Below are 24,025 nucleotides of genomic sequence, written 5' to 3' on the forward strand. Positions count from 1 at the left end.
TTCAGGTATGGCGAGATAATAAAACGATTGTACCAATTAAAAATTAAGAAAATGAAAAAAGAACCGATTTATGTAGCATTCTCAACCCAAAAGGGTGGAGCCGGAAAAACAACTCTTACCGTATTGGCAGCTTCCTATTTGCACTATGTAAAAGGAAAAAATATCGCAGTAATTGATTGTGATTATCCTCAGTATTCCATTGCAGACATGCGAGAGCGAGATTTTAAGATGTGCGAAAATGACGAATATTACAAAGGAATGCTGTACGAACAGTTTACCCGTTTGGAAAACAAAAAAGCCTATCCTATTATCGAGAGCAATACCAAAGAAGCTATCGCTGATGCCGAACATCTGACTCCACAAGGTGATTTTGATTTTATCTTTTTCGATCTGCCGGGAACACTCAACAATGTAGATTTAATCCATACGCTTGCACGAATGGACTATATTATTGCTCCCATTGCGGCTGACCGTGTAGTGATGGAGAGTACACTTGATTACATGGTGACTGTACGTGATGATATTATGGGCAGTGGCAAGTCTGATATTAAAGAAATCTATCTGCTTTGGAATCTGGTGGATGGACGGGAAAAATCCGAACTCTACGAAGTATATGAGGCGGTGATTAATGAATTGGAGTTTACAACTCTAAATGCATTTATCCCCAATAGCCTGCGATTTCGACGTGAACAATCCGAAAGTCACAAAGCTTTGTTCCGATCTACTCTATTCCCTGTAGATAAGTCTCTTGTAAAAGGTAGTAACATAGATACTCTTTCAGACGAATTGCTTGAAATTCTAAAGTAAGCCGCTATGGAAGAAAAGAAAACCGATACGAAGTTGAATGCTCAGGACATCATCGCACGTACAGGCAGAAGAGAACGTAAGTTACAGGCTTATTCTCCCGAATCTACTTCGATAGAAGGAGCAACTAATCAAGAGGAGCAAGTCGAAGAACAAGTGCAACTACCTGTAACCGAAGCCATAAAAGAACTGCCACGCGAGGAACCACGTAAGCGAAAATCAAAAGCACAGGTAGAGGCGGATTATCAAAGCCTTTTTATACATGAGTCGGCAATAGCTGCACGAAGTGGAAAAACGGTTTATATCTGTAAAGAGCATCACGAGAGAATCATTAAGATACTCCACGTCATCGCCAAGAATGATGTTTCCTTATTCAGTTACATCTACAATGTTTTGGAACATCATTTCACTACTTATCAGGAAGATATAACCGAACTATATGATAATAATATCGAAAAAATATTTTAATCCAAAAATAAAAAACATGAAAAAGAGAAAAAAAATCAATAAAAGAACAACTCCTTGTGAGACATCAAATGTAGTTCTTCCAACAACGGTTCAACAATATGAAGGTTGTTTTTTTAGAGAAGTCCAAAATAAAACCAGAGACAGAAAACCTGTTTATATCCGAAAGGAGTTTCACGAACGTATTATACGTATTGTACAGGTTATCGGAGAGAACGATTATAGTTTGTACGATTACCTGAACAATGTATTGGAACATCATTTTGATACCTATCAAAACGAGATTACCGAATTGTATCGCAAAAAGAACACAGATATATTTTAGCCATGAAACAATATATTATTTCAGCCATCGTGCTGTATGCATTGTTTGTCGTTCTTTACCTGCTTCGAGAGCGGATGCAAAAACGAAAAAAGAATGCTGCTAAAAAATCGGTATTTAATCCGTTTCGTGCAGCACCTAAAGAGGATATTATCGGCAAAAGCAAATTTGACATCAGACAATCCCGGACAGAAGCTACCACTCTGATTAATAATGAAAAAGAGAACAAAAATGCTTCTATATTTGTCGAGAAAGAAGAAAAAAAGACCTCGGTAGCAATCCCTTTGGATAAACTCGATGAAGTCTTTTCAACAGATAATAAAACGGAAGAAAATTCAGATGAAATCAATTTAGAGATTGAGAACACTCCCCCCGAATTTGAGCCTGACAATGATTCTGAAGAAATAGACGAAACAGAAAGTGAAGAGGAAGATACCGAAGGGAGAGCCGGGGTTTCAATGGCGTTGGGGCTTGACTTCAATAATTTGGCGAGTATGGTGCGAACAGTAGAGACTCCCGACAATGCAACATCTGAAGAAAAAGAAGAAGCTGGACGGGTATTGGTCGAGATACGCAAGACCGATATGTTTGAACAAGTTGTATCGGGTGAACCTAAAAAGAAAGTGGTCGTATCCTCATTGATGGATGACTATTTTGCCGCCTTCCACCGCAAACAACAAGAAGCGGAAGTATCGAATGAACCGATAGTCAAAGCACCTAAAGAATTTGATGTACGCAGATTTGCGTAAACAATATGTAAGAACAAAAAACTAAAAAAACATGAAAGAGCGAGATTATGGTTAGCTGACGTCAGCCAAACAAAAGGGTCTGCGACCCCCACTAAAAAATCAAAGTTAAACAACATTATCCACTTGGTACAGGGGACTATTCCACCCCCTGTACTATTATCAAAAATCGTATGACAAAGAAAAAATTTCTTCTGTCAGCAGCCTTTATCATGGTTGCTGTATCATCAGTATTCGCACAAGGCAACGGTATCGGAGGTATTACCGAAGCTACCAATATGGTAACTTCGTATTTCGATCCGGGAACAAAACTCATATACGCCATCGGTGCAGTTGTAGGACTCATCGGGGGCATCAAAGTGTATAATAAGTTTAGCTCAGGTGACCCAGACACCTCAAAAACAGCCGCTTCGTGGTTCGGTGCGTGTATCTTCCTTATCGTGGCTGCTACCATTCTACGCTCTTTCTTCCTGTAATCAAGCTCCAAACAAATAAGAAATGGAGTATAATATTAACAAGGGCATTGGCAAGAGCGTGGAATTTAAGGGTTTGAAAGCACAATACCTTTTCATTTTCGCAGGCGGTCTATTGGCTGTATTCATCGCATTTGTAGTGATGTATATGGCCGGAGTAGATCAGTGGATATGTCTCGGTTTCGGTGTTATCGCCGCCTCCACACTGGTATGGCTGACTTTCAACCTGAATGCGAAATATGGAGAATACGGACTCATGAAGTTGCTCGCTAAACGGCAACATCCCCGTTTTCTGATCAACCGTAAAAATCCCCGTCGCTTGTTCCAATACCCTAAAAAGAAGGAGGTGTGGAATGCGTAATACACTAAAAGCAGCTACTATCGAAAGTAAGTTTCCCTTGCTTTCAGTTGAACATGACTGCATCATCAGCAAGGATGCGGATATAACGGTAGCCTACCGTGTCGATCTGCCGGAACTGTTCACTGTTACGGGTAGCGAATACGAAGCCATACACTCAGCTTGGACAAAAGCCATTAAGGTGTTGCCCGAATACTCAGTTATCCACAAACAGGATTGGTTTGTCAAAGAAAAATACAAACCCTCAACCGATAAGGAGAACATGAGTTTTCTATCCCGTTCATTTGAACGACACTTCAACGAACGTCCATTTCTGAATCATACTTGCTTTTTGTTTTTGACCAAAACGACAAAGGATCGGATGCGGATGCAAAGCAATTTTTCATCGCTCTGTAGAGGATATATCATCCCCAAAGAAGTCAATAAAGAGATGGCAGTACGGTTCTTGGAGGCAGTCGGACAGTTCGAGCGTATCTTAAACGATTCAGGATTTATCACGCTAACACGTATTGCTTCAGACGAAATAACGGGAACGGAAAAAGAAGCGGGGCTGATTGAAAAATACTTTGCCCTCTCATTAGAAGATACTACTTGCCTGGAGGATCTGGAGCTAGGAGCAGACGGGTTACGCATTGGAGATAAAACGGTGTGCCTGCATACCATTTCCGATGTAGAAGACTTGCCGGGAACAATCGGAACAGATATGCGATACGAAAAGCTATCTACCGACCGGAGTGATTGCCGTCTGTCGTTTGCATCGCCTGTGGGCTTGTTGCTCTCTTGTGACCATGTATATAATCAATACATATTTCTGGACAATTCGGCAGAAAACCTGCGGCAGTTTGAAAAATCTGCCCGTAATATGCAGTCGTTATCGAAGTACAGTCGTGGAAACCAAATAAATAAAGAGTGGATCGACAAGTACCTGAACGAAGCCCATAGTTTTGGATTGACTTCTGTCAGGGCACACTTCAATGTGATGGCATGGTCTGACGATGCAGAAGAACTGAAGAATATTCGTAATGATGTCGGCTCACAATTGGCACTTATGGAGTGCAAGCCTCGCCATAACACGGTGGATGTTGCTACACTCTATTGGGCGGCGATGCCGGGCAATGCGGGTGATTTTCCGAGTGAAGAAAGTTTCTACACGTTTATAGAACCTGCCTTGTGCTTCTTCACAGAGGAAACGAATTACAAAAGTTCTCCCTCGCCTTTTGGTATCAAGATGGCAGATCGGGTAAGCGGAAAACCCATCCATGTGGATATTTCCGACCTGCCCATGAAGCAGGGAATTATCACGAACCGCAACAAGTTTATCTTGGGGCCTTCGGGTAGTGGTAAGTCCTTTTTTACCAATCATATGTGTCGCCAATACTGGGAACAAGGTACTCATATCGTGCTTGTGGATACGGGAAACTCGTATCAGGGGCTTTGCAATTTCATCAACCGTCGCACCAATGGGGAAGATGGGGTGTACTTCACCTATACCGAAAAAAATCCCATCTCATTTAATCCATTTTATACTGACGATGGGGTCTTTGATATCGAGAAAAGAGAAAGTATCAAAACCCTGATAATGACTTTGTGGAAGCGGGATAACGAACCTCCCACACGTTCGGAAGAGGTAGCCCTGTCCAATGCGGTGAGCTTGTATATAGAGCGTATAACGATTGATGAGTCGGTTGTACCCTCATTCAATTCATTCTACGAATTTGTTAAATTGGACTATGCTGCTATCCTCGATGCCAAGCGGGTAAGGGAGAAAGATTTCGACCTTGCCAATTTTCTTAATGTGCTCGAACCCTACTATAAGGGTGGCGAATATGACTTCCTGCTGAACTCCGAAAAACAGCTCGACTTACTATCTAAACGATTCATTGTCTTTGAAATAGATGCGATCAAGGATCACAAAATTTTGTTCCCGATTGTAACGATCATTGTTATGGAAGTTTTTATCAATAAGATGCGTCGTTTACAGGGCATCAGAAAGATTATATTAATCGAGGAAGCGTGGAAAGCGATAGCTAAAGAAGGTATGGCAGAGTATATTAAGTACCTTTTTAAGACCGTTCGAAAATTCTTCGGCGAGGCAATCGTTGTCACTCAGGAAGTGGACGATATTATCGCATCACCTATCGTTAAGGAGTCCATCATCAACAACTCCGACTGTAAGATTCTCTTAGACCAGCGTAAATACATGAACAAGTTTGATAGCATCCAAGCTCTCTTGGGGCTTACCGAAAAAGAAAAAAGTCAGGTGTTATCCATCAATATGTCCAAAAATCCGAACCGAAAATACAAGGAAGTCTGGTTTGGCTTGGGCGGTGTTCAGTCGGCTGTATATGCCACAGAAGTGAGTTTGGAAGAGTATTTTACGTTCACGACAGAGGAGACCGAAAAACTGGAAGTGATGCGGAAAACCGAAGAGTTAGATGGTAATATTGAGTTGGCTATAAAACAAATAGCTGAGAGTAAACGCAAGTAAAAACGAAAAGCCATGTTCAGTCCATGTAATATAACCGATTCTTGTTCCACTTCTACAGACTTTTCCATGCGGGAGATTACGGGGCGTTGGGTAAGTAGAGAAGGTGCACCTGCGATAAGCATATACCGCAACATCTCCCGAAAGAAGGGAGGCATCCGGCTCAGTCTTATGTACAACAACCCGCTGGTGGTCTGTGATTGTACGGTCTACAACGTATTCGGTCTGCATTACATTGAGCTGTACGAGCGTATCGAGATTACTTATGACCGGGAGCAAGAGATCTTGCATCTTTCCGCTTTCGGAGAATATGTCCGTCAGGAGGATTAGTCCCCTCAAGGGCTACCTCCGACTTCGGACGATAAACGAGTAATAACAATTAAAAAATAACGAATATGAAGAAAATACTTTTCTGCCTTATGGCATTCATGACGCTTTGTACCTATCAGGTAAAAGCACAGTGGACGGTGATTGATCCCTCCAATCTGGCACAAAATATACTGACTGTTTCCAAAACAGCCACAACAGCCAGTAATGTGATTAACTCTTTCAAGGAGATGCAAAAAATCTACGATCAGGGAAAACAGTATTATGACAAATTAGAATCAGTACACAATCTGATCAAAGATGCCCGCAAAGTGAAAGAAACGGTAGAATTGGTTAGCGAAATATCTCAGATCTATTCAACCAACTTCAACAAGATGCTATCCGATAGGAATTTCAGCGTTAACGAGTTGGAAGCCATATCGAACGGATATGCCAAACTATTGAATGAGAGTGGTAACCTGCTTTCGGATATAAAGAATGTTGTTTCCCTCTCTAACGGGCTTTCGATGACCGATGCCGAGCGCATGTCAATTATAGATGACATACACGCTAAAATGCTAGAGCATCGCAACCTTGTCCGCTACTTTTCTAAGAAAAGCATTTCCGTGTCTTTTATCCGCAGTCAGGAAAAAGGAGATATGGAGCGAGTTAAAAGTTTGTATGGTAATCCATCCGATAGATATTGGTAATCATGATACTGCTAGCAATAGATTTTGATAACCTGCATCAGCTTCTGAGGAATCTGCATCAGGATATGATGCCTCTTTGTGGTGATATGGTCGGTGTTGCTAAAGGAATAGCCGGACTCGGTGCACTCTTTTATGTAGCTTCCCGTGTATGGCAAGCCTTGGCACGGGCAGAACCGATAGATGTATATCCACTGCTCAGACCCTTTGTCATCGGACTCTGCATTATGTTCTTCCCGACATTTGTTCTCGGTACGATCAACGCTGTTATGTCTCCTGTGGTCAAAGGAACACATACCATATTGGAAACACAAATGACAGATGTGCATGGCTTGCAAGCCGAGAAAGAGCGATTGGAATACGATGCACGGCTGCGTGAAGGAAAGGCATGGCTGGTCGATGACGAGGTGTATGACCAAAAGATGAAAGATCTAGGAATTACGGATGCTGCCGAAATGATCTCCATGTGGGGAGAACGCACCTGGTATGATATGAAAGTGTGGTTTCGCCAACTGATCCGGGATTTCTTCGAACTGCTGTTCAATGCCGCAGCCCTTACCATTGATACCCTGCGAACGTTTTTTCTGGTGGTCTTGTCAATCTTAGGGCCTCTGGCATTTGCCCTCTCTGTTTATGACGGTTTTCAATCCACGCTGACCAATTGGATTTCCCGCTATATCTCGGTCTATCTGTGGCTACCCATTGCTGATCTGTTCTCGGCTGTGCTCTCCAAGATTCAGGCACTCATGCTGCAAATGGATATAGACCTGCTAAGAGATCCGTCCTATGTGCCGGATGCCAGTAACGGTGTATATATCATTTTCTTCATCATCGGCATTATAGGATATTTCTCTATTCCGAGTGTGGCGGGTTGGGTTATTCAGGCAGGTGGCGGTAGTGCTACCCGTGGAGTAAACACAATGGCAAGCAAAGGGGCTGCGATGGCAGGAGGTGTTGCCGGAGCTGCGGCAGGCAATGTCGCCGGTCGCCTGATGGGAAAGAAGTAATTAGGCACACTGTATTTATTTATTAATTCAAAATAAAACGAACAAATGGAGTTCAAGAGTTTAAAAAATATAGAAACATCCTTCAAACAAATACGCCTGTTCGGTATTGTTTTTGTCTGTATGTGTGCTGCCATAACGGGATATTCCGTGTGGTCGTCGTACAACTTTGCCGAAGCACAACGTCAGCGTATTTATGTATTGGACGGAGGCAAGTCCTTAATGCTTGCCTTGTCCCAAGATATGACACAAAACAGACCTGTGGAAGCACGCGAACATGTCAAGCGTTTCCACGAGCTGTTTTTTACACTCTCACCCGATAAAAAAGCCATCGAAAGTAACGTAAACAGGGCATTGTTCCTTGTCGATAAATCGGCTTTCAAATACTATCAGGATATTGCAGAAAAAGGGTACTACAACCGTATCGTGTCGGGGAATATCAATCAAATAGTACAGGTCGATAGCATTGCCTGTGATTTCGATAGCTACCCCTACAAAGCAGTAACCTATGCCAAACAGATGATTATCCGGGAGAGTAATGTCACAGAACGTAGTCTGGTTACCCGTTGCAATCTGATCAACTCGGTACGCTCGGACAATAACCCTCACGGTTTCACAATGGAGAAATTCGAAATTGTGGAGAATCGGGATATTCGGATATCGGAAAGGTAGGTAAGGCTATGATACGAAAAATAATGAAATACATTAATGAATGGTTGGAGGATGGTCTGCGAGGAATACTCGGCAGACTAACTCCCGACAGACGAATTATCCTTGTGATAGCAATGTTTCTTGTTTTCGGTGGTCTTTCCATCTACATGACCTTTTCCTCTATTTACAATTTCGGTAAAGACAAAGCAGAAAAGATGCAGATAGAGCAGATCGAATCGCTGAAACTACAATTGGAACAACAGCGAGACAGTATTAACAATCTAAAATCAGTAGAATAATGGAACAGGAAGATTTGAATAAAGAAATACCACTACAAATGGAGGCTATTGCTGAAGCACAACCATCTGTACCGGATAATAAATCGGAAGCGAAAAAAGAACCTCCGAAACCACCAAAGCAAGAACTTTCGATAGCGGAGAGACAGAAACGAAAGAAGATGTTGATTATGCCACTGTTCTTCTTGATTTTCGGTGGCGCGATGTGGCTGATCTTTGCCCCATCGGATGATGGGAAAGAACAGGCGGTAGGGTTAACGGGTTTCAATGCCGAACTGCCCGTGCCAAAAGACGAGGGCATTGTGGGAGACAAACGGGATGCCTATGAGCGGGAAGCAATGCGACAAAAGGAGCAAGAGAAGATGAAGTCTTTACAGGATTTTTCCTCCATGTTCAACAATACTGAGCAAAGCGATTATGAACAAAAGGACAATGCCTACAATACATCTCTGCAAGGAGAGCAACCCCGAAGTTCAACTTCCCGAACGATACAGTCCTCGGCAACTGCTTATCAGGACATCAACAAGCAATTGGGTGATTGGTACGAAAAACCTGCTGAAACGGACAGACAATCACAGTCCGAGATGGAACAGCGAATACAGGAATTGGAACGGAAGCAAGAGGAAGCCGAAGCAAAAAAAGCGGAAGAGGACGAACAGACAGCCTTGCTTGAAAAGTCTTACCAGATGGCGGCACGCTATATGCCTGCTCAGCAGAGAGAACAACCAATAGACGATGTTAACATAACACGTACTAGCGAGAAAGTCAAAGTACAACCCGTTAAACAAGTGCATCAGAATGTTGTATCGCTATTGGCTGCTCCAATATCCAACGATGAATTTATCGCTTCGCACAGCAAACCCCGAAATACGGAATTTTTAACTGCCGCAGGTAATGAGGCGATAAAGGATAAAAATAGCATACGTGCTTGCGTGAATCAAACCGTAACCCTGACCAATGGTAAAGAGGTACAACTTCGTCTTTTAGAGCCAATTAGGGCAGGCAATATCTTGATTCCTGCCAATACCTTGGTGACGGGAGCTTGCCGTATTGGTGGCGAACGTCTGGAGGTAACGATCAACTCCATTCAGTATGCAGGAAACATTATTCCGGTTGAACTGCAAGTGTACGATATGGATGGTCAATCTGGAATTTTTATTCCCAATAACGATGAAGTAAAAGCAGCCAAAGAAGTAGCTTCTACATTGGCATCATCAGCAGGAACAAGCATTATGATTTCAGATAATGCAGGTTCACAATTGGCAGCCGACATGGGTAAAGGTTTGATACAAGGGGCTTCACAGTATATCAGTAAAAAGATGAGTGTCGTAAAAGTTACCCTCAAAGCAAATTATAAGCTCCTGCTGTTACCCAAAGAAAATTAATAAAACCACTAAAAAATCAATGTTTAACGAATTTAAAATCAAAAGTATGAAACGATTCTTTTTAATATTAACACTTGCTGTAAGTGTATTTACAGTCCATGCACAAGAAGTATCCCAAGATACTATTGTGGTCAATACCAAGCCGACAACGGGTGACTATTACGAGGGTTTTACCCGTCCGCTGACCTTTAACAGAATGATACCACCTTATGCTCTGGAGGTCACTTTTAATAAAACAGTGCACGTTATTTTTCCTGCTCCTATACGTTATGTCGATTTAGGGTCGGCAGATCTTCTCGCAGCGAAAGCGGATGGCACGGACAATGTATTGAGAGTGAAAGCTGCTTTGCGGGACTTCAGCCGGGAGAGCAACTTGTCCGTCATTACCGAAGATGGTGCATATTATAGTTTCAATGTAAAATATGCGGATGAACCCGTAAAACTGTCCGTTGAAATGACCGACTTCCTGCACGATGGCGAAGCGGTGAACCGTCCGAACAATGCTCTTGGAGTCTATATGCAGGAATTGGGACAGGAATCGCCACTACTTGTCAAGTTGATTATGCAGTCTATACACAAGAATAATGACCGGGAGATAAAACACATCGGCTCGAAGCGTTTCGGAATACAACACACGCTGAAAGGTATTTATACCCATAATGGACTGTTATATTTTCATCTGCAACTAAAGAACTCGTCCAACGTACCGTTCAACGTAGATTTTATCACATTTAAGATTGTGGATAAAAAAGTAGCCAAACGTACTGCGATTCAGGAGCAGGTGATTTGGCCACTTCGTGCCTACAATAATTTGATGCTGATAGGTGGACAGCAGACAGAACGCATGATTTTCACTTTGGCGAAATTTACGATTCCCGATGACAAAATGTTGGTGGTGGAATTGAACGAACAGGAAGGTGGACGCCATCAACGGTTCACATTGGATAATGCCGATTTGGTTCGGGCAAAGGTTATTAATGAACTAAAAGTGAAGTAAAATGAGACGCTCGATAATATTATTGGTGTTTATGCTGTGCTTGTTCTTTATAAACCAAGCACATGCACAACGTTCACTGCCGGGTATGCGAGGCATACAACTCACAGGCGGTATGGTGGATGGAATCTATTCGTCCAAGAACGATAATGAAGCGGGATATTATTTCGGTGTGGCAATGGCGACCTATGCCAAGAACGGAAATAAATGGGTGTTCGGTGCAGAATATCTGGAACGCTACTACCCGTATCGGGAGAAACGATTGCCAATAGCTCAATTCACGACTGAGGGAGGTTATTACTACAATTTTCTGACTGATCGGTCTAAAACAGTTTTCCTTTCGTTGGGAGGTTCTGCCCTTGCAGGCTATGAAACATCAAATTGGGGCGAAAAGACCTTGTACGATGGTTCTACTCTTCAACATAAGGATGCTTTTATCTATGGTGGTGCTATCACATTGGAGATTGAGACGTACTTGACAGACCGTGTGGTGTTACTCGTTACAGGGCGAGAACGCATCCTCTGGGGTAACTCTACGGGACATTTTCATGGGCAGTTCGGTGTAGGAATCAAATTTATAATCAATTAAGAGGCACAGTCTCTTTTGTCTAACAGAATATACAATACAATAATGATGAAAAGAATAAAGACTTTTTTCGGGATAACAGTGTGGCTGGCAGCGATAATGCTGCTGGCCTTAGCCTGTAGTAGCGATATGGATATTAATAAGGTTTACGCATTTGATTTGGTTTGTATGCCAGTTCAGAAAAAAATCGTTCAGGGAGAGGTGGCGGAGATCCGTGCACAGATTGTAAAGGAAGGGAACTTTCAAGATACCAAGTTCTACATTCGGTATTTTCAAGTAGATGGCAAAGGAGAGCTTCGGCTCGATAATGGCACAGTGCTTCTACCAAACGATTTATATCTTTTGGAAAAAGAAACGTTTCGGATGTATTACACTTCTCATTCTACAGACCAACAAGTGATAGACGTGTATATCGAAGATAGCCACAGACAAGTAGTACAAAAGACATTTTCTTTCCAAAATGACCGGGGTGACGAGGAAGATTTACCAATAGAAGCGGAATAGCCATGATGACGATGATGGTAATCTCATACATAGTTACTTGGATAAATATTATTTATGCCTATGTAACTGCTCCAACGGACGTTGAGATGTGGGGTGAAGAAATTGAATAGTTAACAATCAGATAAATGCCCGAAAATTCTTTGGGCATTTATCATTTTACAGACAGACTATGAAATATATAACAATCCTATTGATAACTTTACTTCATTTGCCTGCATGGGGACAGCAAAGCGATTCTCAAAGACGAAAATCTCAAATAGAAAAGTGTACGAAGCCGATTTATTCCGTTACAGCATTTTATCAGATAGCGGATTCTTTACAAATGACTATTGATGAATTATCGGATTATCCCGTAATATCTCCAATAAAAAAGTCTGGGCGTATCTCATCAGGTTTCGGGATGCGAAAGCACCCATGTTACAAAAGACAAAAATTTCATACGGGAATTGATATTCCACAAGTGAAAGGCACTCCTGTGTATGCCACGGGCAACGGAATAGTGATTGGCAGAGGTTATGATGTGGGGTATGGCTATTTTATAGAGATTCAACATACTAGTGGCTTTCGTTCATTCTATGGTCATTTAAGTCGGATATTGGTAAATGTGGGGGATAGAGTAAGCATCACCCAACAGATAGCTTGTGTGGGTAGTACGGGAGTAACAACAGGGAGTCACTTGCATTATGAAATAAGGAAAGGAAGACGTTATTTAAACCCGATAGGTTGGTGTTACCTGCTGTTTAAATACTTCAATGATGATTTCTTATAGAAAAAACTAAAATTACAGATGAAATATTACTTGCCGAATATCAAAAATTAACAAAAACAACTAACTTTGAAATAAATCATTAGTCTATGAATTACATACAGAAAAATCTACTATCCGGGGAAGAAATAAAATATGTTGCAAGACTACATTTTTTCCTTTTCGTTCAACCGATTATATTACTGCTTATCGGTGCTTTTTTAGCATCAAGTCCTAAAGAAATATCAGCCATGACTTACTATGCGGGCTTATTAATTTTGTTCTTCGGGATTATTTCGTTGTTGTCAAGAATACTAATAAAAGTAGGTTCGTCTTATGCCGTAACTAACAAACGGGTGATACTAAAAACAGGTGTTATCAGTCGCAAAGCAGTAGATTTGGTATTGGCGAAATGTGAAGGTCTTCATATAAAACAAAGTATCTTAGGTCGGATATTTAATTTCGGAACAATTACTGTTACTACAGGAGGTGTTTCAAGTTCCTATCCGTATATCGCCGATCCGTTGGTTTTTAGGAAAGAGATAAATACGCAGATAGGGTAATAATATAAAACGCTCAAATTATTCTGGGCGTTTTACATAACCTAAATAGCCATGTTGCTAATTTTGAGGCGTTATTTATATAAATATTTTCTCCATGTCTAATTATAGAACATCTTCATTATTTCACTATACCACGTATAATGGTCTAAAATCCATCTTAAAACAAGGAATTATTCCTAATTATTGCAAAGAAGATTTTTCCATAGATGGAGATGCTTTTGCCGTTGGAATTCCTATGGTAAGTTTTTGTGATATCCCACTAACAAGGACATATGAGTTTACTAAAAGGTACGGACATCATGCCATCGGATTAAGTAAAGAATGGGCATTGAAAAATCAAATCAACCCTATATTATACATTAAAAATGAGGATATTATCTCTTCGCTAAAGTTCTATAAGGAATATGAGCTTTACTCCAAAGCAAAAATGGCAACTGGACTAATGAATTCCATTGACTTAAAAATGAACCCAATTAAGGTTTATAATCCATCTAAAGAGTATAAATCTTCCCACAATGCAAACTTAAATCTATTTGGATTCTCTAAAAAATATATAGGAACACATAAAGGTAAAGAGCAATGTAACTACGAAGAAAATGAGTGGAGATACATTTTGAAAGAAGAAAAAGATATAGCTTGGAAATGGGAAGAGGCAGAGTATTTAACATGGAGAGGTTCGGGAGATAAAAAGCCTGAGCCTGATAAATATTTGAAAGCCCAAACACTTAAATTTGAGATAGAAGACATTTCATACATTATAGTTCAATTTGAAAATCAAAGAATGGGAATTGTAAACTATATCAGCAAATTATCAAAATTGTGTGAATCCGATCCAATATTGAATGATGAAAATAAAAAACTGCTCTATTCAAAGATAATTTCGATAGAACGCGTTAGAACAGATTTCTGATATAATATTGGCATATGTTATTTGTAGGAATAGTAATGCCCGAGGGGAGAATGTTTCATCTCAGTATCGAAGGAAGAAACATCTGACATGGCTTTTTTGCTTCTTTTTCTCCCGCATAAAGTCCTCTTGTGGCTCATGGAAAAGTAACGGCGGAAATTTCTCTCCGCCATTAAGTTTTTGATTTTCGTTTCAGTTCTTCGAGTTGTCGGAGCATAAAAGTGTGATTTTCTCCAACTGTATGCTCCGAATCCATCATAAAGGAACTATCTCGGCATAATCTGCATTGTTTGATAGCCTTATTCAAGTGTGTTACTTCGATGGACTTTCCTGTTATATCTTTAATTTTCATTGTCTTTAATTTCTGATTCAAATACATACCAACTATCTCTATAATGCTCACCAATGAGATTAAAAGCTCCTGCCAGATTGGCACTTCGAGCAAACTTCTTGGCTTCCAAAATAGATTTGAATTCTCCCAATTTTCGGAAGCCAACAAATAAGATGTAAATATTTTCTTTCATTATGCTGCTAATCTATTTTCTATTAGTGATATATTTTGCTCTACAAGTTGAACGATTCTATCGTGGTGCTTGGTATTTTTATTACATACTCCACGGCTTTGAATAACCTTTAATTGTGAAATTGATACCTCTATCGTTTCAATTCTTTTTCCATCAATACAAGCCGAAAGTATTAGTGAATCGGCTTTTGAGTGGTATCCTGCTACGCAATGATGCATTGCTTGTCCCTCTGCGATAATCTCTGCTACGCTCTCCAACATACGAATACTAATAGTTCCATCCGAAAACGCAAGTCCGAAAAATTTGCCTTTTTGTTCTCTGAATGAATCTTCCTTTGCAAGTTGCTTTTCGATTTCGGCTTGTGCATCTGCTTTTGCTCTCTTAATAACATATCGGTCATGTTCGGCTTTTAGGTCAGTCGGACAAACGTATTTTGCATTGTGCAAATCTTTACCGAAGAATCGAAGCATATCTATATAGTCGCACCAAAGAATGGCATCTTCGATTTTGTATTTGTTGCGGATAACTATTTTGATGGATTGCCAATAACTGTCAATATGCTTCCATCCCATATTCATAATACGCTCTAATAGCTTTGTATAGCCTGCTTTGATGAGTGTTTCGGCTCTGCTGTCACTCAATAGGGTACGGAATAGGTCTAACTGTTTTTGTCCGTACAATGCTTTCTTATAGCCAGTTCTTTTCAGTTCGGGTATAAGTTTTTGACGTGGGTATATTTCCCCCATACTTCCTATCTTGTCATAGATATTTATGTAAAACTTATTGTTGCTGTTCTCGTTCCTAAGTTCCAAAGAGGTATGAAATATCCATAAATCAATACAGCATGTTCCCATCGTCTGGCGACGTCGGGCAAAGGTGTAATGTTTCCCATCGGGAGCAATCCAACGTTGCATCACTTCGGAATATGAAAGTTTTGTCAGTTCTCCCATTTTGGATTTATAACTTAACATGATGGTGCGCATCACTTGATAGCCTTTATGAGCCGTGATGATGTTCATATAATAACTGTCATCGAATGTCCGTTTCTTGGTGGTCTTGGCTATTAATTTTGATTGACAATTCGGGCACTCGCACCCCAAAAGGGTATTTGCTAATTCTCCCATTCCTTGCCATGTGTGACCGCACTTGGTACATGTAACGATTCCTTTTTCGGTTCTGCGTCCAACATATTGGATAGCGTGGTCATATCCCCATTGGATTTGCATTTTGGTAAGTTTGGGCAAACTTTTACTTGCTTCTACTACTTGTTTTTGGAGTTTATTCTTTGGTTTCATAGGTCGATAATTTAAAAGTCAAATAGACTTGGTTGGGGATTTAATGCTACTCTTTTGGCTTTCTTAGTTGGTTGTGTTATTTTTCGATAGGCTTCGTCTTGTGCCTTTTGCATGGCATCTTGACGTGCTTTCTCTTTTTCTTCGGCTGTTAATACTACTACATGATTAACAGCTACTTGTGCATTGTGCATTGGCTTACCTATCTCGATGTTATCCTCGTCATAGAAATGTACAGCCATGCCGAATATCTCATCATCGTGAAAACCATTGCAACCGCTTTTCTGCACTTGGTTTAGTATATAAGTCACGCAATCCTCTAACTTCTTTTCGGGCAGGGAGTAGCGAAATGAAAATAGTAAATCTATCTCGGCACGTTTGTCTAAATATGCTTTTATCGTATTTTGGAAATGGTTTGTTGCTTTCATATCTTTGGGTATTATGGGGCAGGATTACTGCCCCTTGTGAATACTTTTACTTCTTAGAATCGGAAATGAATATAAAAATTGAAGGCTCGTAAGGTTTGTTGTATATATCGGTACTGCTTTTTAGTTTTCGGCTTAATACCTCGACTTTTATAGCATCATTCGGTACTTTATTTGTTCTACCAATTGAATACAAAGCACTTAGTTCAATATCAACTTTATAAACCTTGCTATTATAGTTTATTTGTTCGGGGAGGTTTGCTCTTTTAAATGTTTTCATCTTCTTGAGTGATTATATGTTCTTTGGGTATGTTTATTCCATAGTTTTGAGCATCCATTTTTAATGATCGTGCTACTTGGGGGTAGTTGGTATCAATCCAATCAAATTCATCTACAAAATTGTATCTGTCATCTATTCCCATTGCCGTCTCATTGGTCACTAAGACACCTTTAGGGATTGTTATTTCGCCATAATTTCTGAAATTGATTGTTACAGAATTGGCTGTTACTTTTCTATTCTTTTTCATTATATCCTATGCTTTATATTTATACTTCCTTAGTTTTCTGATAATTAATTTAATCCAAAGTAGTACGCTAAGCGTTGCTCCTGCGACTTTGAAAATATCCACCCTGCTAACCTTTTTCCGTTAAAGGTCAGTCTGCTGTTAAACTTTCCTCCCATTGCTTTGAGTTCGTCTTTGATGGCTCTTGTTTCTCCAAATACCGCTACCGCTTTCTCTGAATACTCTACTAATGTGCAACCGTTCTTGCTTGTGCCGTTCTTGTCGCTTGGGGGTGTTAGTGGTGTATCATCAGTCTTTTTGATGCGAATGTTATCTTCGCTCCCTGCTGCATAGGCAAATGATTTAATTGCTTGTTCTCGGTTGTAAATAGGCTCTTTTTCGATTATCCATCCGCTATATTTGCTTTCACCTAAATAGTACCCTGCACCCATCGAATATTTTTCCCGATGTTCGTAATCTTCGTTGTACTCCGTTAAATAGGCAGTTTCTTCAAAATTGGATGCGTGTTTCCGCATTTCAGAAAAGATGTCTCTTTTGTGGGTGGAAAAGCCTAAAATGACAGTCCGTGTTGTTCTTGATGCAAAGTAGTCGCTTTGGCTGTCGCTCTCGTCTTGCTTCAAACGTGCCACAATAACGCCCAAAGCATTTTCGGGAAGTATCTCGGCAAAACGTTTGCTACCTATCGCTTTGACTTCCTCCACTCGTATGCGTTCCTTTTCTTCCTCGTCCGCTTCTGTATTGGCTTTTGCTTGTGCTTCTTGGAGCAATATTGCTACTTCAAAACTGTCCATAAATTGAGGGGTGTCGCTATCGTAATAGAACCCAATGCCAAATTTTTCTTTCAATGGTCGAATAATGTCGGCAGTATGAAAGTCCTTTGTCGTTAGGTTTATCAACTTGTAAGTGATGCCCCATTGATTTTTTGTAATGTCGTACACTACATATCTGTGATAGCTGTACCCCTCCATTTGGATAACTTGATTGACCTCTACTACTTGTTCGGCTCTGTCTATTTCTTTGTTCGCACCTAATAAAAATACCTTTGTCATAACTTTTGTGTTTTAATGGATTATAAATAAGTCAGCATTAGATAAATAAGGGTAATTACAGCACCCAACATCAGCAGGCACGAAAGAATACCCCGAATCACATCATAGAAGAGATACAAGCCCACCAAAGCCCAAATAAACCCTGCTCCCCATAAGGAGTAACCCACGATAATTAAGACTATTTTCAAAACCCAACCTATGCTAATTGGAAGGTAGGAGGATCGTTGTTTCTTATTTTTTTCTGCTGTTAGTTTCATAATTTCTGACCTTTTTTTTAACGCTATGCCGTATCGGAGCCGGTGAGGAGTATTCGAGTTTCAGTAGCTTAAAAAAGGGTAGTGTTTAGCTGTGCAAGGTTTTGACGAATAAATACGCTCGCCCGAATAGCAGAAGAAGGGAAAGAGGAAGATTTTTCGCCAAACCCTTTAGGGCTTACCTTGCTGTCAGCGTGAAGAACACGGAATACCTTTGCGACTGAAATCGAATACTCATTAGGCTCTGATGACATTTCGCTTAAAGGGGAAGAAATTATGAAACAAGTAGAAAAAATCCCTTTTACTCTTTCCTGAAGCTATCGAAAGAGTATAAAATGTTTTTTAGGCATAGACAAGTATAGACTAAAGCTACCAGCCTATAAATTACTTATGTATACTGTAATTTAATGACTTATATTTGCTCCCCCCGTAATCATAGTATGAACAAAAAAAGTAAATTACTATGGAGATAATATATATTGAAGCCCGAACATTCGAGGCAATGATGACGCAGTTTGAACTGTTCGCTCATAAAGTGAACAAGCTGTGTGAACGCCATACAAGTAAAGGACTTGAAGATTGGTTAGATAATCAGGATGTGTGCCAGATGCTTAATATATCTAAGTGTACTCTTCAAGGTTATCGAGATAGTGGTATGTTGCCCTATACCAAGATTAGCCGAAAACTCTATTATAGAGTCAAAGATGTAAGAAAACTTATTCACGAATTAGAATTGCAACAAAATGGATAATGACATTTTAACGAAGCGAAACGAGCGGGTAATGAAGTTTTTTGCTTTGCTCGACAAGATGTTGGATCGAATTGAAGTTGTCCTGACCTCCGAGAAGCCATCGCTCTTCGGAGAACGATTTTTGACTGATATGGAAATGGCTAAGAAGTTGAAAATAAGCAGAAGGACATTACAACTCTATCGTACAGAGGGTAAAATTCCTTATTTTCAGTTTGGGGGTAAAACCCTGTATCGAGAATCCGATATTCAGAAGATATTGGATAGGAATTATGTTCAAGAACTGAAATAGTATTCTATTTATGCGGCTACAACAGAAAACAGGCTTCGAAATAAACTCGAAGCCTGTTTTTAATTACTTATGACGTCCTGCATTAGTTGAGCATTGCATTTTGAATCGACAATAGAGGCATTGTTGTTACTTCTGGCTTGGTAAATTGATCAATGATCCACTTACGAAAAATATTTGCTTTGACTGATTGCACCCGAAAAGCAATAGCAATTATCATATCCAAACCGTAATAGTCGGAGACGATTTTGGCTCCTTCGACTGTTCCACTCATTGACTGATCTCCTATACAGATACCTAACTCTTCAATAGAACGAATATTCTTCTTTGCCGCTTGATAGAAGATTTCAAAGAGTTCAGCGATCTCTGCAATGTTCATTCTAACATTTTCTGGAACGTGTACAACTCTAGTATCGCTTATCTTGATTTTTGCATTTTTCATAACTCTATTGGTTGAGGGGTTCTATTACTAATTATTAATTGCTTTTCGTCGTTCCATTAGTTTGTCCATATCTTCCGATATTTTATCATCAGTCACTTTCGAGTAAATTTGTGTACTCGAAATATTGGTATGTCCCATCATTTTGCTAATACTCTCAATAGGAATACCAGCCGAGAGCATAAGCGTTCCGAAGGAATGACGGCTCATATGGTAGCTGAGATTCTCCTTGATGCCTAAAGAAAAGCCTATCTCATGAACTTCAAACCATATCTGATCCCGGCTTGGTAATGGAAAAATAGGAGCCGTATTGTCCGTTGTATTGTAAAGCATTAAGATTTGTTCTGCTATTGGATGCAGTGGGATAAATGCTTCAACTTTTGTTTTAGTTCTGCTACTTCGGATATATAATCTACCTTCCGCTGTTTTACCAATGTTTTGAGGATAGAGGTTATGTACGTCAACAAAAGCAAGTCCGGTAAAGGGAGAGGAGGTCAGAAAAGAGGATTAGGAAAAACAACGAAGAAGAAACATAAATTATTTAATATGAGCGAATTGTCGAGTTTGTGCATTTTCTGAAATTACAGAAAAAAGAGAAAATTCACAGACTGTTCGCTTCTAAATCATTACCTGAAAAATGGTTTAGATTTGCCACGATTAGAAGACTTTACGCTGTCCTGAAAGCAAAAATACCAACTTGTTTGGATAAACAAGCAGCGGTTTCGCATTTCGGGGTTCTTATGTGAGGTAACGTGCTGGTTTTCATAGCTTATAATAATTCAAAAGTAAGTAACATTGCAAATGAATAATTATCGGTATGAAAACAGAAATGAACGTGCTTCTGCACATTAAAAAAACGGAAGTCGGCGAAGATGGTCTTTGCCCGCTTATGGGTAGAATAACGGTAAAAGGCAAATCCGATTCTACCGCTCAATTCGGGTGTAAAATAAGAATAGACCCGAAGCTATGGAACGCCACATCACAAAGATACACGGGGAAAAACCGTATTTCAGTCAGAACAAACAGAGAGATAGAATCCCTGCTGCTCCTGCTACGCGCCCGGTTTAACGAGCTATACGATTTGGGCGATAAGTTTACGGCACTTGACGTAAAAAATGCTTTTCAAGGTATTGCCGCCGCTCAAACAACACTACTCGGATTATACCGCGAACACAACGAAGAATATGCTTTGCGCGTCGGGGTTAATCGTGCTGTCAGCACCTACTACCAATACTGCAATACCTATCGTTTACTCTCCGAATTTATCAACGTCAAATATAAGGTTTCAGATGTAGCCGTAAAATCATTGGATTGCTCCTTTATCGAAGCCTTTGATTACCACTTACGGGTAAACGAAAAGCAAAAGCCGGTTACCATACTCGGACATATCAACCGTCTGAAAAGCATTACTTATAATGCTGTTTATAAAGGTATCCTGACTGTTCACCCATTTAAAGACTTTTCGCCGGAAAAGCCGGAAAAGAAACAGCTATACCTTACCGAAGAAGAACTATCAAAGCTGATGAATACCACCTTTGATACGCCAAACCGTAATTTCACACGGGATATGTTTGTTTTTTCGGCCATGACCGGATTTTGTTATTGCGATATGTGCAACCTGACGGAAACCGATGTAAAAAAAGATAATGACGGTAATCTGTGGATCGAATCGAACCGCCAAAAGACAGGCACACCCGAAAACGTAATGCTGCTGGATATTGCGGTCAAAATCATGGAGAAATACAAAGGCTTGGCAGGCGGCGGTAAATTGTTCCCGATGCTTCACAATACAAGCATCAATCCGCACTTAAAAAAGATGGCGAAACAATGTGGTATAGAGCGTAATCTCACATTCCATATGGCACGCCACACATTCGCCTCGCAAATATGTCTGTCACAGGGAGTTCCGATAGAAACCGTCAGTCAGGCTATGGGGCATAAGAATATTTCCACGACACAGCGTTACGCTAAAGTTACCAATGAGAAAATAGACCGCGATGTTACCGCATTGCACTTCAATATCGCAGAAAAATACACCTTGAAAGGTATTGATGCCCCGCCATCGACCATTCTAAAAGATATGAGCAGGCGTAAAGTCCGCCCAAGTAAAAAACTACAAATTCAGGAGGGAATATAATATGAGAAGTACATTCAAAACGCTGTTTTACATAAACAGGCAAAAAATAAAAGCAGACGGTAGTTGTCCTGTCATGGGTAGAATCACCATTGACAGGAAAGTCAGCCAGTATTATACGGGCGAAGATATTAACCCCGCACTTTGGGATGTAAAGGCAGGCAGGGTTCTTATTAAAGGCGGCAATGCTAAAGATAAGCAAATGCTTAAAGACATTAATATCCGGCTTGACGAGTTGGAGCAACAAGCACAGACAGCCTATAAAACAATCGTGGATACTATTGGCTACGTTTCTTCCGAAATGGTCAGGAATGCAGTTACAGGCAGGGCACAGGCTAAAGAAACCCTTATTGCCCTGATGGATGAACATAACGAAGAATATGCAAAACGGGTTGGCATAGACCGTGCCCGCCATACCTATATACGTTACCTGACTACCCGGAAGCACCTCTACAATTTTCTGCAATATAAATATGAGGTGGAGGATATACCTTTGCGCTCCCTTGATATGCAGTTTATTAAGGATTTCCATTTTTACCTATCGACCGTGTTAAGGCTCAAAACTATTTCGCTGAATGATTATCTGATTCTCCTGCGCAAAATGGGTCGGCTTGCCGTCAAACAGCGCACCTTGAAACGCGACCCGTTTGCGGGTTACAGGCTGGAAATACCGCCCATAAACCATCGCTACCTGACAGGCGAACAGCTTGAAAAAATTATGAATGCCGACCTGCGGACTTACCGCTTGTGCCATACCCGCGACCTCTTTATTTTCGCCGTGTTTACAGGCTTAGGCAGGGCGGAATTGGCAGAGCTTACCACCGACCATATTATTACGGAGAAAGACGGTTCAAAATGGATTTACATTAATCGCCTGAAAACAAAAGCCGAATGCCGTATCAAACTATTGGACATTCCGCTTCAAATCATAGAGAAATACAAAAGAGAGGGCAAGGAAAATAAAATCTTTTATGTCCCTGCGACTTGTAGCCTTTGTCGCAGCCTTAAAATGATAGAGGAAATATGTAAGTTGGATTTCCACCTCACATTCTATACGGCACGCCACACATTCGCGACCGAAACCTGCCTGTCTAACGGAGTTCCCATAGAAACGATCAGTAAAATGATGGGGCATTCCAATATCCGCACAACACAAATTTATGCGGAAATAACCAATCAGAAAGTCGGGCGTGATTTCGGCATATTGTCTAAAAAGACCAAAGATTCGTATGCCATTCCCGACGACAAAATGCCTTCCCGCGTTTATCAATGCGGCAGGTACAGCAAATGGAAAGATGAAGTTAAACCGGAATCGTAATTCAGCAAAACGGCTGTAAGAGCAAATTCTTACAGCCGTTTCATTTAGACATTTACATGGGAGCTATTCTAATGCCGTCCGTAAATGTTCTTCGAGTAATTTCTGAATATCGCTCTGCCGGAACAGAATCTTACTGCCTATCTGTACATAGCCGATGATGCCATTGTACCGCCATTCTTGAAGTGTCCGGCGGCTGACTTTCAACCACTCGGCAACCTCTTTGTCGGTCAGATAACGCTCTCCATTGAGTACAGGCCGGCATTCTTTCGCCATACTCTCCAAACCGTCCAGCATCCGGTCTAATGCAGCAAAAAAGGCGATTATCTGTGGGCTGCCTTTTGTCAGTAATCCGTTGCCGGGTTCCACATTGTCAAAGCCGTTATTCATGACTTGCCTCCTTTCCCTTAGAGAGCCGTTCAATCATTCCCTGTACATCTTCCGGTCTGTAAAAGACCTTGTGGGCGATCATCGTATATCCCAACTCTCCCGTATCGCGTAAGTATTGCAGTTTGCGTTTACTTACATTCAGAATCACACAAACATCCTGACTATCCAGCCATTGTTTCCTTTCATTGCCGTTATAGTCTTTACATATTGTTTCAACCCTTTGAGTTAAAGCCTCAAATCGGTTCATCATAGCCTCAAAGGTATGGGCTTCTATATTTACTATCTCCATATTATTTTACCTTTTTCGTTCATACTATGATTACGGGAAAACAAAGGTAATT

33 protein-coding genes and 1 pseudogene are annotated in these 24,025 nt (G+C 40.6%); 23 read left to right on the forward strand and 11 right to left on the reverse strand.

Features of this window, described 5'->3' with window-relative positions; all coding sequences use genetic code 11:
- Positions 1 to 51 precede the first annotated feature (51 nt).
- From GGR21_RS19895 to GGR21_RS19985, 19 genes are all read left to right on the forward strand, one after another.
- Positions 52 to 807 (forward strand): ParA family protein, encoded by a 756-nt coding sequence (locus GGR21_RS19895; RefSeq protein ID WP_183308999.1) that lies wholly within the window; start codon positions 52 to 54, stop codon positions 805 to 807.
- Between the two features lie 6 nt (positions 808 to 813).
- Positions 814 to 1,272: a DUF3408 domain-containing protein gene (locus GGR21_RS19900; RefSeq protein WP_183309000.1), complete on the forward strand. Its 459-nt coding sequence runs from the start codon at positions 814 to 816 to the stop codon at positions 1,270 to 1,272.
- Positions 1,273 to 1,288: 16 nt separating this feature from the next.
- The gene (locus GGR21_RS19905; protein WP_183309001.1) at positions 1,289 to 1,594 is read left to right on the forward strand and encodes a DUF3408 domain-containing protein; all 306 of its coding nucleotides are present in this window, start codon (positions 1,289 to 1,291) and stop codon (positions 1,592 to 1,594) included.
- Between the two features lie 2 nt (positions 1,595 to 1,596).
- On the forward strand, positions 1,597 to 2,340 hold the full coding sequence (locus GGR21_RS19910; RefSeq protein WP_183309002.1) for a hypothetical protein: 744 nt from the start codon (positions 1,597 to 1,599) through the stop codon (positions 2,338 to 2,340).
- A 170-nt stretch (positions 2,341 to 2,510) separates the two neighbouring features.
- On the forward strand, positions 2,511 to 2,813 hold the full coding sequence (locus tag GGR21_RS19915; protein ID WP_006844193.1) for a DUF4134 domain-containing protein: 303 nt from the start codon (positions 2,511 to 2,513) through the stop codon (positions 2,811 to 2,813).
- A gap of 22 nt (positions 2,814 to 2,835) precedes the next feature.
- A complete protein-coding gene (locus tag GGR21_RS19920; protein WP_183309003.1) occupies positions 2,836 to 3,171 on the forward strand; it encodes a DUF4133 domain-containing protein in 336 nt (111 codons plus the stop codon).
- A complete protein-coding gene (locus GGR21_RS19925; protein ID WP_183309004.1) occupies positions 3,164 to 5,656 on the forward strand; it encodes a TraG family conjugative transposon ATPase in 2,493 nt (830 codons plus the stop codon). Before GGR21_RS19920 ends, GGR21_RS19925 begins: the two co-directional genes overlap by 8 nt.
- A gap of 12 nt (positions 5,657 to 5,668) precedes the next feature.
- The gene (locus GGR21_RS19930) at positions 5,669 to 5,983 is read left to right on the forward strand and encodes a DUF3876 domain-containing protein (RefSeq protein ID WP_183309005.1); all 315 of its coding nucleotides are present in this window, start codon (positions 5,669 to 5,671) and stop codon (positions 5,981 to 5,983) included.
- A 65-nt stretch (positions 5,984 to 6,048) separates the two neighbouring features.
- Positions 6,049 to 6,669, forward strand: coding sequence for a DUF4141 domain-containing protein (locus GGR21_RS19935; RefSeq protein WP_183309006.1), 621 nt, complete (start codon positions 6,049 to 6,051; stop codon positions 6,667 to 6,669).
- Positions 6,670 to 6,671: 2 nt separating this feature from the next.
- Positions 6,672 to 7,673, forward strand: a complete 1,002-nt coding sequence (traJ, locus tag GGR21_RS19940; RefSeq protein WP_183309007.1) for a conjugative transposon protein TraJ — start codon at positions 6,672 to 6,674, stop codon at positions 7,671 to 7,673.
- Between the two features lie 45 nt (positions 7,674 to 7,718).
- Positions 7,719 to 8,342 (forward strand): conjugative transposon protein TraK, encoded by a 624-nt coding sequence (gene traK, locus GGR21_RS19945; protein ID WP_183309008.1) that lies wholly within the window; start codon positions 7,719 to 7,721, stop codon positions 8,340 to 8,342.
- A gap of 23 nt (positions 8,343 to 8,365) precedes the next feature.
- Entirely contained in the window at positions 8,366 to 8,620 is a 255-nt protein-coding gene (locus GGR21_RS19950) for a TraL conjugative transposon family protein (protein WP_394353500.1), read from the forward strand.
- A gap of 38 nt (positions 8,621 to 8,658) precedes the next feature.
- Complete coding sequence (traM, locus tag GGR21_RS19955; protein WP_183309039.1) at positions 8,659 to 10,002, forward strand: conjugative transposon protein TraM; 1,344 nt, start codon at positions 8,659 to 8,661, stop codon at positions 10,000 to 10,002.
- 46 nt (positions 10,003 to 10,048) lie between these two features.
- Positions 10,049 to 10,999, forward strand: coding sequence for a conjugative transposon protein TraN (gene traN / locus GGR21_RS19960; protein WP_183309010.1), 951 nt, complete (start codon positions 10,049 to 10,051; stop codon positions 10,997 to 10,999).
- 1 nt (position 11,000) lies between these two features.
- On the forward strand, positions 11,001 to 11,585 hold the full coding sequence (locus GGR21_RS19965; RefSeq protein WP_183309011.1) for a conjugal transfer protein TraO: 585 nt from the start codon (positions 11,001 to 11,003) through the stop codon (positions 11,583 to 11,585).
- A 42-nt stretch (positions 11,586 to 11,627) separates the two neighbouring features.
- Entirely contained in the window at positions 11,628 to 12,086 is a 459-nt protein-coding gene (locus tag GGR21_RS19970) for a DUF3872 domain-containing protein (protein WP_183309040.1), read from the forward strand.
- A gap of 169 nt (positions 12,087 to 12,255) precedes the next feature.
- Positions 12,256 to 12,855, forward strand: coding sequence for a M23 family metallopeptidase (locus GGR21_RS19975; protein ID WP_183309012.1), 600 nt, complete (start codon positions 12,256 to 12,258; stop codon positions 12,853 to 12,855).
- Positions 12,856 to 12,941: 86 nt separating this feature from the next.
- Positions 12,942 to 13,394: a PH domain-containing protein gene (locus GGR21_RS19980; RefSeq protein WP_183309013.1), complete on the forward strand. Its 453-nt coding sequence runs from the start codon at positions 12,942 to 12,944 to the stop codon at positions 13,392 to 13,394.
- Positions 13,395 to 13,488: 94 nt separating this feature from the next.
- A complete protein-coding gene (locus GGR21_RS19985; RefSeq protein ID WP_183309014.1) occupies positions 13,489 to 14,304 on the forward strand; it encodes an abortive infection system antitoxin AbiGi family protein in 816 nt (271 codons plus the stop codon).
- 338 nt (positions 14,305 to 14,642) lie between these two features.
- On the opposite strand, the gene GGR21_RS19990 is transcribed toward GGR21_RS19985, so the two are convergent.
- From GGR21_RS19990 to GGR21_RS20020, 7 genes are read right to left on the reverse strand one after another with little or no spacing between them, the layout of a single operon-like run.
- The gene (locus tag GGR21_RS19990; RefSeq protein WP_221233052.1) at positions 14,643 to 14,825 is read right to left on the reverse strand and encodes a hypothetical protein; all 183 of its coding nucleotides are present in this window, start codon (positions 14,823 to 14,825) and stop codon (positions 14,643 to 14,645) included.
- On the reverse strand, positions 14,825 to 16,120 hold the full coding sequence (locus GGR21_RS19995) for a PcfJ domain-containing protein (protein ID WP_183309015.1): 1,296 nt from the start codon (positions 16,118 to 16,120) through the stop codon (positions 14,825 to 14,827). Before GGR21_RS19995 ends, GGR21_RS19990 begins: the two co-directional genes overlap by 1 nt.
- Positions 16,121 to 16,131: 11 nt before the next feature.
- Entirely contained in the window at positions 16,132 to 16,545 is a 414-nt protein-coding gene (locus GGR21_RS20000; protein ID WP_183309016.1) for a PcfK-like family protein, read from the reverse strand.
- Positions 16,546 to 16,591: 46 nt separating this feature from the next.
- Positions 16,592 to 16,822 carry a hypothetical protein gene (locus GGR21_RS20005; protein ID WP_183309017.1) on the reverse strand — a complete coding sequence of 77 codons (231 nt, stop codon included), beginning with the start codon at positions 16,820 to 16,822 and terminating at the stop codon, positions 16,592 to 16,594.
- Complete coding sequence (locus GGR21_RS20010) at positions 16,809 to 17,069, reverse strand: hypothetical protein (RefSeq protein ID WP_183309018.1); 261 nt, start codon at positions 17,067 to 17,069, stop codon at positions 16,809 to 16,811. Before GGR21_RS20010 ends, GGR21_RS20005 begins: the two co-directional genes overlap by 14 nt.
- A gap of 44 nt (positions 17,070 to 17,113) precedes the next feature.
- Entirely contained in the window at positions 17,114 to 18,115 is a 1,002-nt protein-coding gene (locus tag GGR21_RS20015) for a fusion protein (RefSeq protein ID WP_183309019.1), read from the reverse strand.
- A gap of 20 nt (positions 18,116 to 18,135) precedes the next feature.
- Positions 18,136 to 18,372, reverse strand: coding sequence for a hypothetical protein (locus tag GGR21_RS20020; protein ID WP_082206803.1), 237 nt, complete (start codon positions 18,370 to 18,372; stop codon positions 18,136 to 18,138).
- Between the two features lie 460 nt (positions 18,373 to 18,832).
- On the opposite strand from GGR21_RS20020, the gene GGR21_RS20025 reads away from it, so the two are divergent.
- Together GGR21_RS20025 and GGR21_RS20030 are read left to right on the forward strand one after the other, a co-directional pair.
- A complete protein-coding gene (locus GGR21_RS20025; RefSeq protein WP_183309020.1) occupies positions 18,833 to 19,120 on the forward strand; it encodes a helix-turn-helix domain-containing protein in 288 nt (95 codons plus the stop codon).
- Positions 19,113 to 19,409, forward strand: a complete 297-nt coding sequence (locus tag GGR21_RS20030; RefSeq protein WP_183309021.1) for a helix-turn-helix domain-containing protein — start codon at positions 19,113 to 19,115, stop codon at positions 19,407 to 19,409. The genes GGR21_RS20025 and GGR21_RS20030 overlap by 8 nt, the downstream gene beginning before the upstream one ends.
- A gap of 82 nt (positions 19,410 to 19,491) precedes the next feature.
- Here GGR21_RS20030 and GGR21_RS20035 read toward each other — a convergent pair whose 3' ends face one another.
- Together GGR21_RS20035 and GGR21_RS20040 are read right to left on the reverse strand one after the other, a co-directional pair.
- Positions 19,492 to 19,848: a virulence RhuM family protein gene (locus GGR21_RS20035; protein WP_183309022.1), complete on the reverse strand. Its 357-nt coding sequence runs from the start codon at positions 19,846 to 19,848 to the stop codon at positions 19,492 to 19,494.
- Between the two features lie 27 nt (positions 19,849 to 19,875).
- Positions 19,876 to 20,334: pseudogene (locus tag GGR21_RS20040) on the reverse strand (site-specific integrase); the annotation flags it as partial.
- Between the two features lie 328 nt (positions 20,335 to 20,662).
- Here GGR21_RS20040 and GGR21_RS20045 point away from each other — a divergent pair.
- Both GGR21_RS20045 and GGR21_RS20050 read left to right on the forward strand, forming a co-directional pair.
- Complete coding sequence (locus GGR21_RS20045; RefSeq protein WP_183309023.1) at positions 20,663 to 21,982, forward strand: site-specific integrase; 1,320 nt, start codon at positions 20,663 to 20,665, stop codon at positions 21,980 to 21,982.
- A 1-nt stretch (position 21,983) separates the two neighbouring features.
- A complete protein-coding gene (locus tag GGR21_RS20050; protein WP_183309024.1) occupies positions 21,984 to 23,297 on the forward strand; it encodes a site-specific integrase in 1,314 nt (437 codons plus the stop codon).
- Between the two features lie 63 nt (positions 23,298 to 23,360).
- Here the strand turns inward: GGR21_RS20050 and GGR21_RS20055 are convergent, their stop codons facing one another.
- Together GGR21_RS20055 and GGR21_RS20060 are read right to left on the reverse strand one after the other, a co-directional pair.
- The gene (locus tag GGR21_RS20055) at positions 23,361 to 23,684 is read right to left on the reverse strand and encodes a helix-turn-helix domain-containing protein (protein ID WP_183309025.1); all 324 of its coding nucleotides are present in this window, start codon (positions 23,682 to 23,684) and stop codon (positions 23,361 to 23,363) included.
- Entirely contained in the window at positions 23,677 to 23,973 is a 297-nt protein-coding gene (locus tag GGR21_RS20060) for a helix-turn-helix domain-containing protein (RefSeq protein ID WP_183309026.1), read from the reverse strand. The genes GGR21_RS20055 and GGR21_RS20060 overlap by 8 nt, the downstream gene beginning before the upstream one ends.
- Positions 23,974 to 24,025: the final 52 nt, after the last annotated feature.

The organism is Dysgonomonas hofstadii (assembly GCF_014196915.1).
GTDB classification, from domain to species: domain Bacteria; phylum Bacteroidota; class Bacteroidia; order Bacteroidales; family Dysgonomonadaceae; genus Dysgonomonas; species Dysgonomonas hofstadii.

Bases quoted from the DNA above. Each gene is read 5' to 3' on its own strand.
- GGR21_RS19895 (WP_183308999.1), top strand. From the start codon at position 52: ATGAAAAAAGAACCGATTTATGTAGCATTCTCAACCCAAAAGGGTGGA.
- GGR21_RS19900 (WP_183309000.1), top strand. From the start codon at position 814: ATGGAAGAAAAGAAAACCGATACGAAGTTGAATGCTCAGGACATCATC.
- GGR21_RS19905 (WP_183309001.1), top strand. From the start codon at position 1,289: ATGAAAAAGAGAAAAAAAATCAATAAAAGAACAACTCCTTGTGAGACA.
- GGR21_RS19910 (WP_183309002.1), top strand. From the start codon at position 1,597: ATGAAACAATATATTATTTCAGCCATCGTGCTGTATGCATTGTTTGTC.
- GGR21_RS19915 (WP_006844193.1), top strand. From the start codon at position 2,511: ATGACAAAGAAAAAATTTCTTCTGTCAGCAGCCTTTATCATGGTTGCT.
- GGR21_RS19920 (WP_183309003.1), top strand. From the start codon at position 2,836: ATGGAGTATAATATTAACAAGGGCATTGGCAAGAGCGTGGAATTTAAG.
- GGR21_RS19925 (WP_183309004.1), top strand. From the start codon at position 3,164: ATGCGTAATACACTAAAAGCAGCTACTATCGAAAGTAAGTTTCCCTTG.
- GGR21_RS19930 (WP_183309005.1), top strand. From the start codon at position 5,669: ATGTTCAGTCCATGTAATATAACCGATTCTTGTTCCACTTCTACAGAC.
- GGR21_RS19935 (WP_183309006.1), top strand. From the start codon at position 6,049: ATGAAGAAAATACTTTTCTGCCTTATGGCATTCATGACGCTTTGTACC.
- traJ (WP_183309007.1), top strand. From the start codon at position 6,672: ATGATACTGCTAGCAATAGATTTTGATAACCTGCATCAGCTTCTGAGG.
- traK (WP_183309008.1), top strand. From the start codon at position 7,719: ATGGAGTTCAAGAGTTTAAAAAATATAGAAACATCCTTCAAACAAATA.
- GGR21_RS19950 (WP_394353500.1), top strand. From the start codon at position 8,366: ATGAAATACATTAATGAATGGTTGGAGGATGGTCTGCGAGGAATACTC.
- traM (WP_183309039.1), top strand. From the start codon at position 8,659: ATGGAGGCTATTGCTGAAGCACAACCATCTGTACCGGATAATAAATCG.
- traN (WP_183309010.1), top strand. From the start codon at position 10,049: ATGAAACGATTCTTTTTAATATTAACACTTGCTGTAAGTGTATTTACA.
- GGR21_RS19965 (WP_183309011.1), top strand. From the start codon at position 11,001: ATGAGACGCTCGATAATATTATTGGTGTTTATGCTGTGCTTGTTCTTT.
- GGR21_RS19970 (WP_183309040.1), top strand. From the start codon at position 11,628: ATGATGAAAAGAATAAAGACTTTTTTCGGGATAACAGTGTGGCTGGCA.
- GGR21_RS19975 (WP_183309012.1), top strand. From the start codon at position 12,256: ATGAAATATATAACAATCCTATTGATAACTTTACTTCATTTGCCTGCA.
- GGR21_RS19980 (WP_183309013.1), top strand. From the start codon at position 12,942: ATGAATTACATACAGAAAAATCTACTATCCGGGGAAGAAATAAAATAT.
- GGR21_RS19985 (WP_183309014.1), top strand. From the start codon at position 13,489: ATGTCTAATTATAGAACATCTTCATTATTTCACTATACCACGTATAAT.
- GGR21_RS19990 (WP_221233052.1), bottom strand. From the start codon at position 14,825: ATGAAAGAAAATATTTACATCTTATTTGTTGGCTTCCGAAAATTGGGA.
- GGR21_RS19995 (WP_183309015.1), bottom strand. From the start codon at position 16,120: ATGAAACCAAAGAATAAACTCCAAAAACAAGTAGTAGAAGCAAGTAAA.
- GGR21_RS20000 (WP_183309016.1), bottom strand. From the start codon at position 16,545: ATGAAAGCAACAAACCATTTCCAAAATACGATAAAAGCATATTTAGAC.
- GGR21_RS20005 (WP_183309017.1), bottom strand. From the start codon at position 16,822: ATGAAAACATTTAAAAGAGCAAACCTCCCCGAACAAATAAACTATAAT.
- GGR21_RS20010 (WP_183309018.1), bottom strand. From the start codon at position 17,069: ATGAAAAAGAATAGAAAAGTAACAGCCAATTCTGTAACAATCAATTTC.
- GGR21_RS20015 (WP_183309019.1), bottom strand. From the start codon at position 18,115: ATGACAAAGGTATTTTTATTAGGTGCGAACAAAGAAATAGACAGAGCC.
- GGR21_RS20020 (WP_082206803.1), bottom strand. From the start codon at position 18,372: ATGAAACTAACAGCAGAAAAAAATAAGAAACAACGATCCTCCTACCTT.
- GGR21_RS20025 (WP_183309020.1), top strand. From the start codon at position 18,833: ATGGAGATAATATATATTGAAGCCCGAACATTCGAGGCAATGATGACG.
- GGR21_RS20030 (WP_183309021.1), top strand. From the start codon at position 19,113: ATGGATAATGACATTTTAACGAAGCGAAACGAGCGGGTAATGAAGTTT.
- GGR21_RS20035 (WP_183309022.1), bottom strand. From the start codon at position 19,848: ATGAAAAATGCAAAAATCAAGATAAGCGATACTAGAGTTGTACACGTT.
- GGR21_RS20045 (WP_183309023.1), top strand. From the start codon at position 20,663: ATGAAAACAGAAATGAACGTGCTTCTGCACATTAAAAAAACGGAAGTC.
- GGR21_RS20050 (WP_183309024.1), top strand. From the start codon at position 21,984: ATGAGAAGTACATTCAAAACGCTGTTTTACATAAACAGGCAAAAAATA.
- GGR21_RS20055 (WP_183309025.1), bottom strand. From the start codon at position 23,684: ATGAATAACGGCTTTGACAATGTGGAACCCGGCAACGGATTACTGACA.
- GGR21_RS20060 (WP_183309026.1), bottom strand. From the start codon at position 23,973: ATGGAGATAGTAAATATAGAAGCCCATACCTTTGAGGCTATGATGAAC.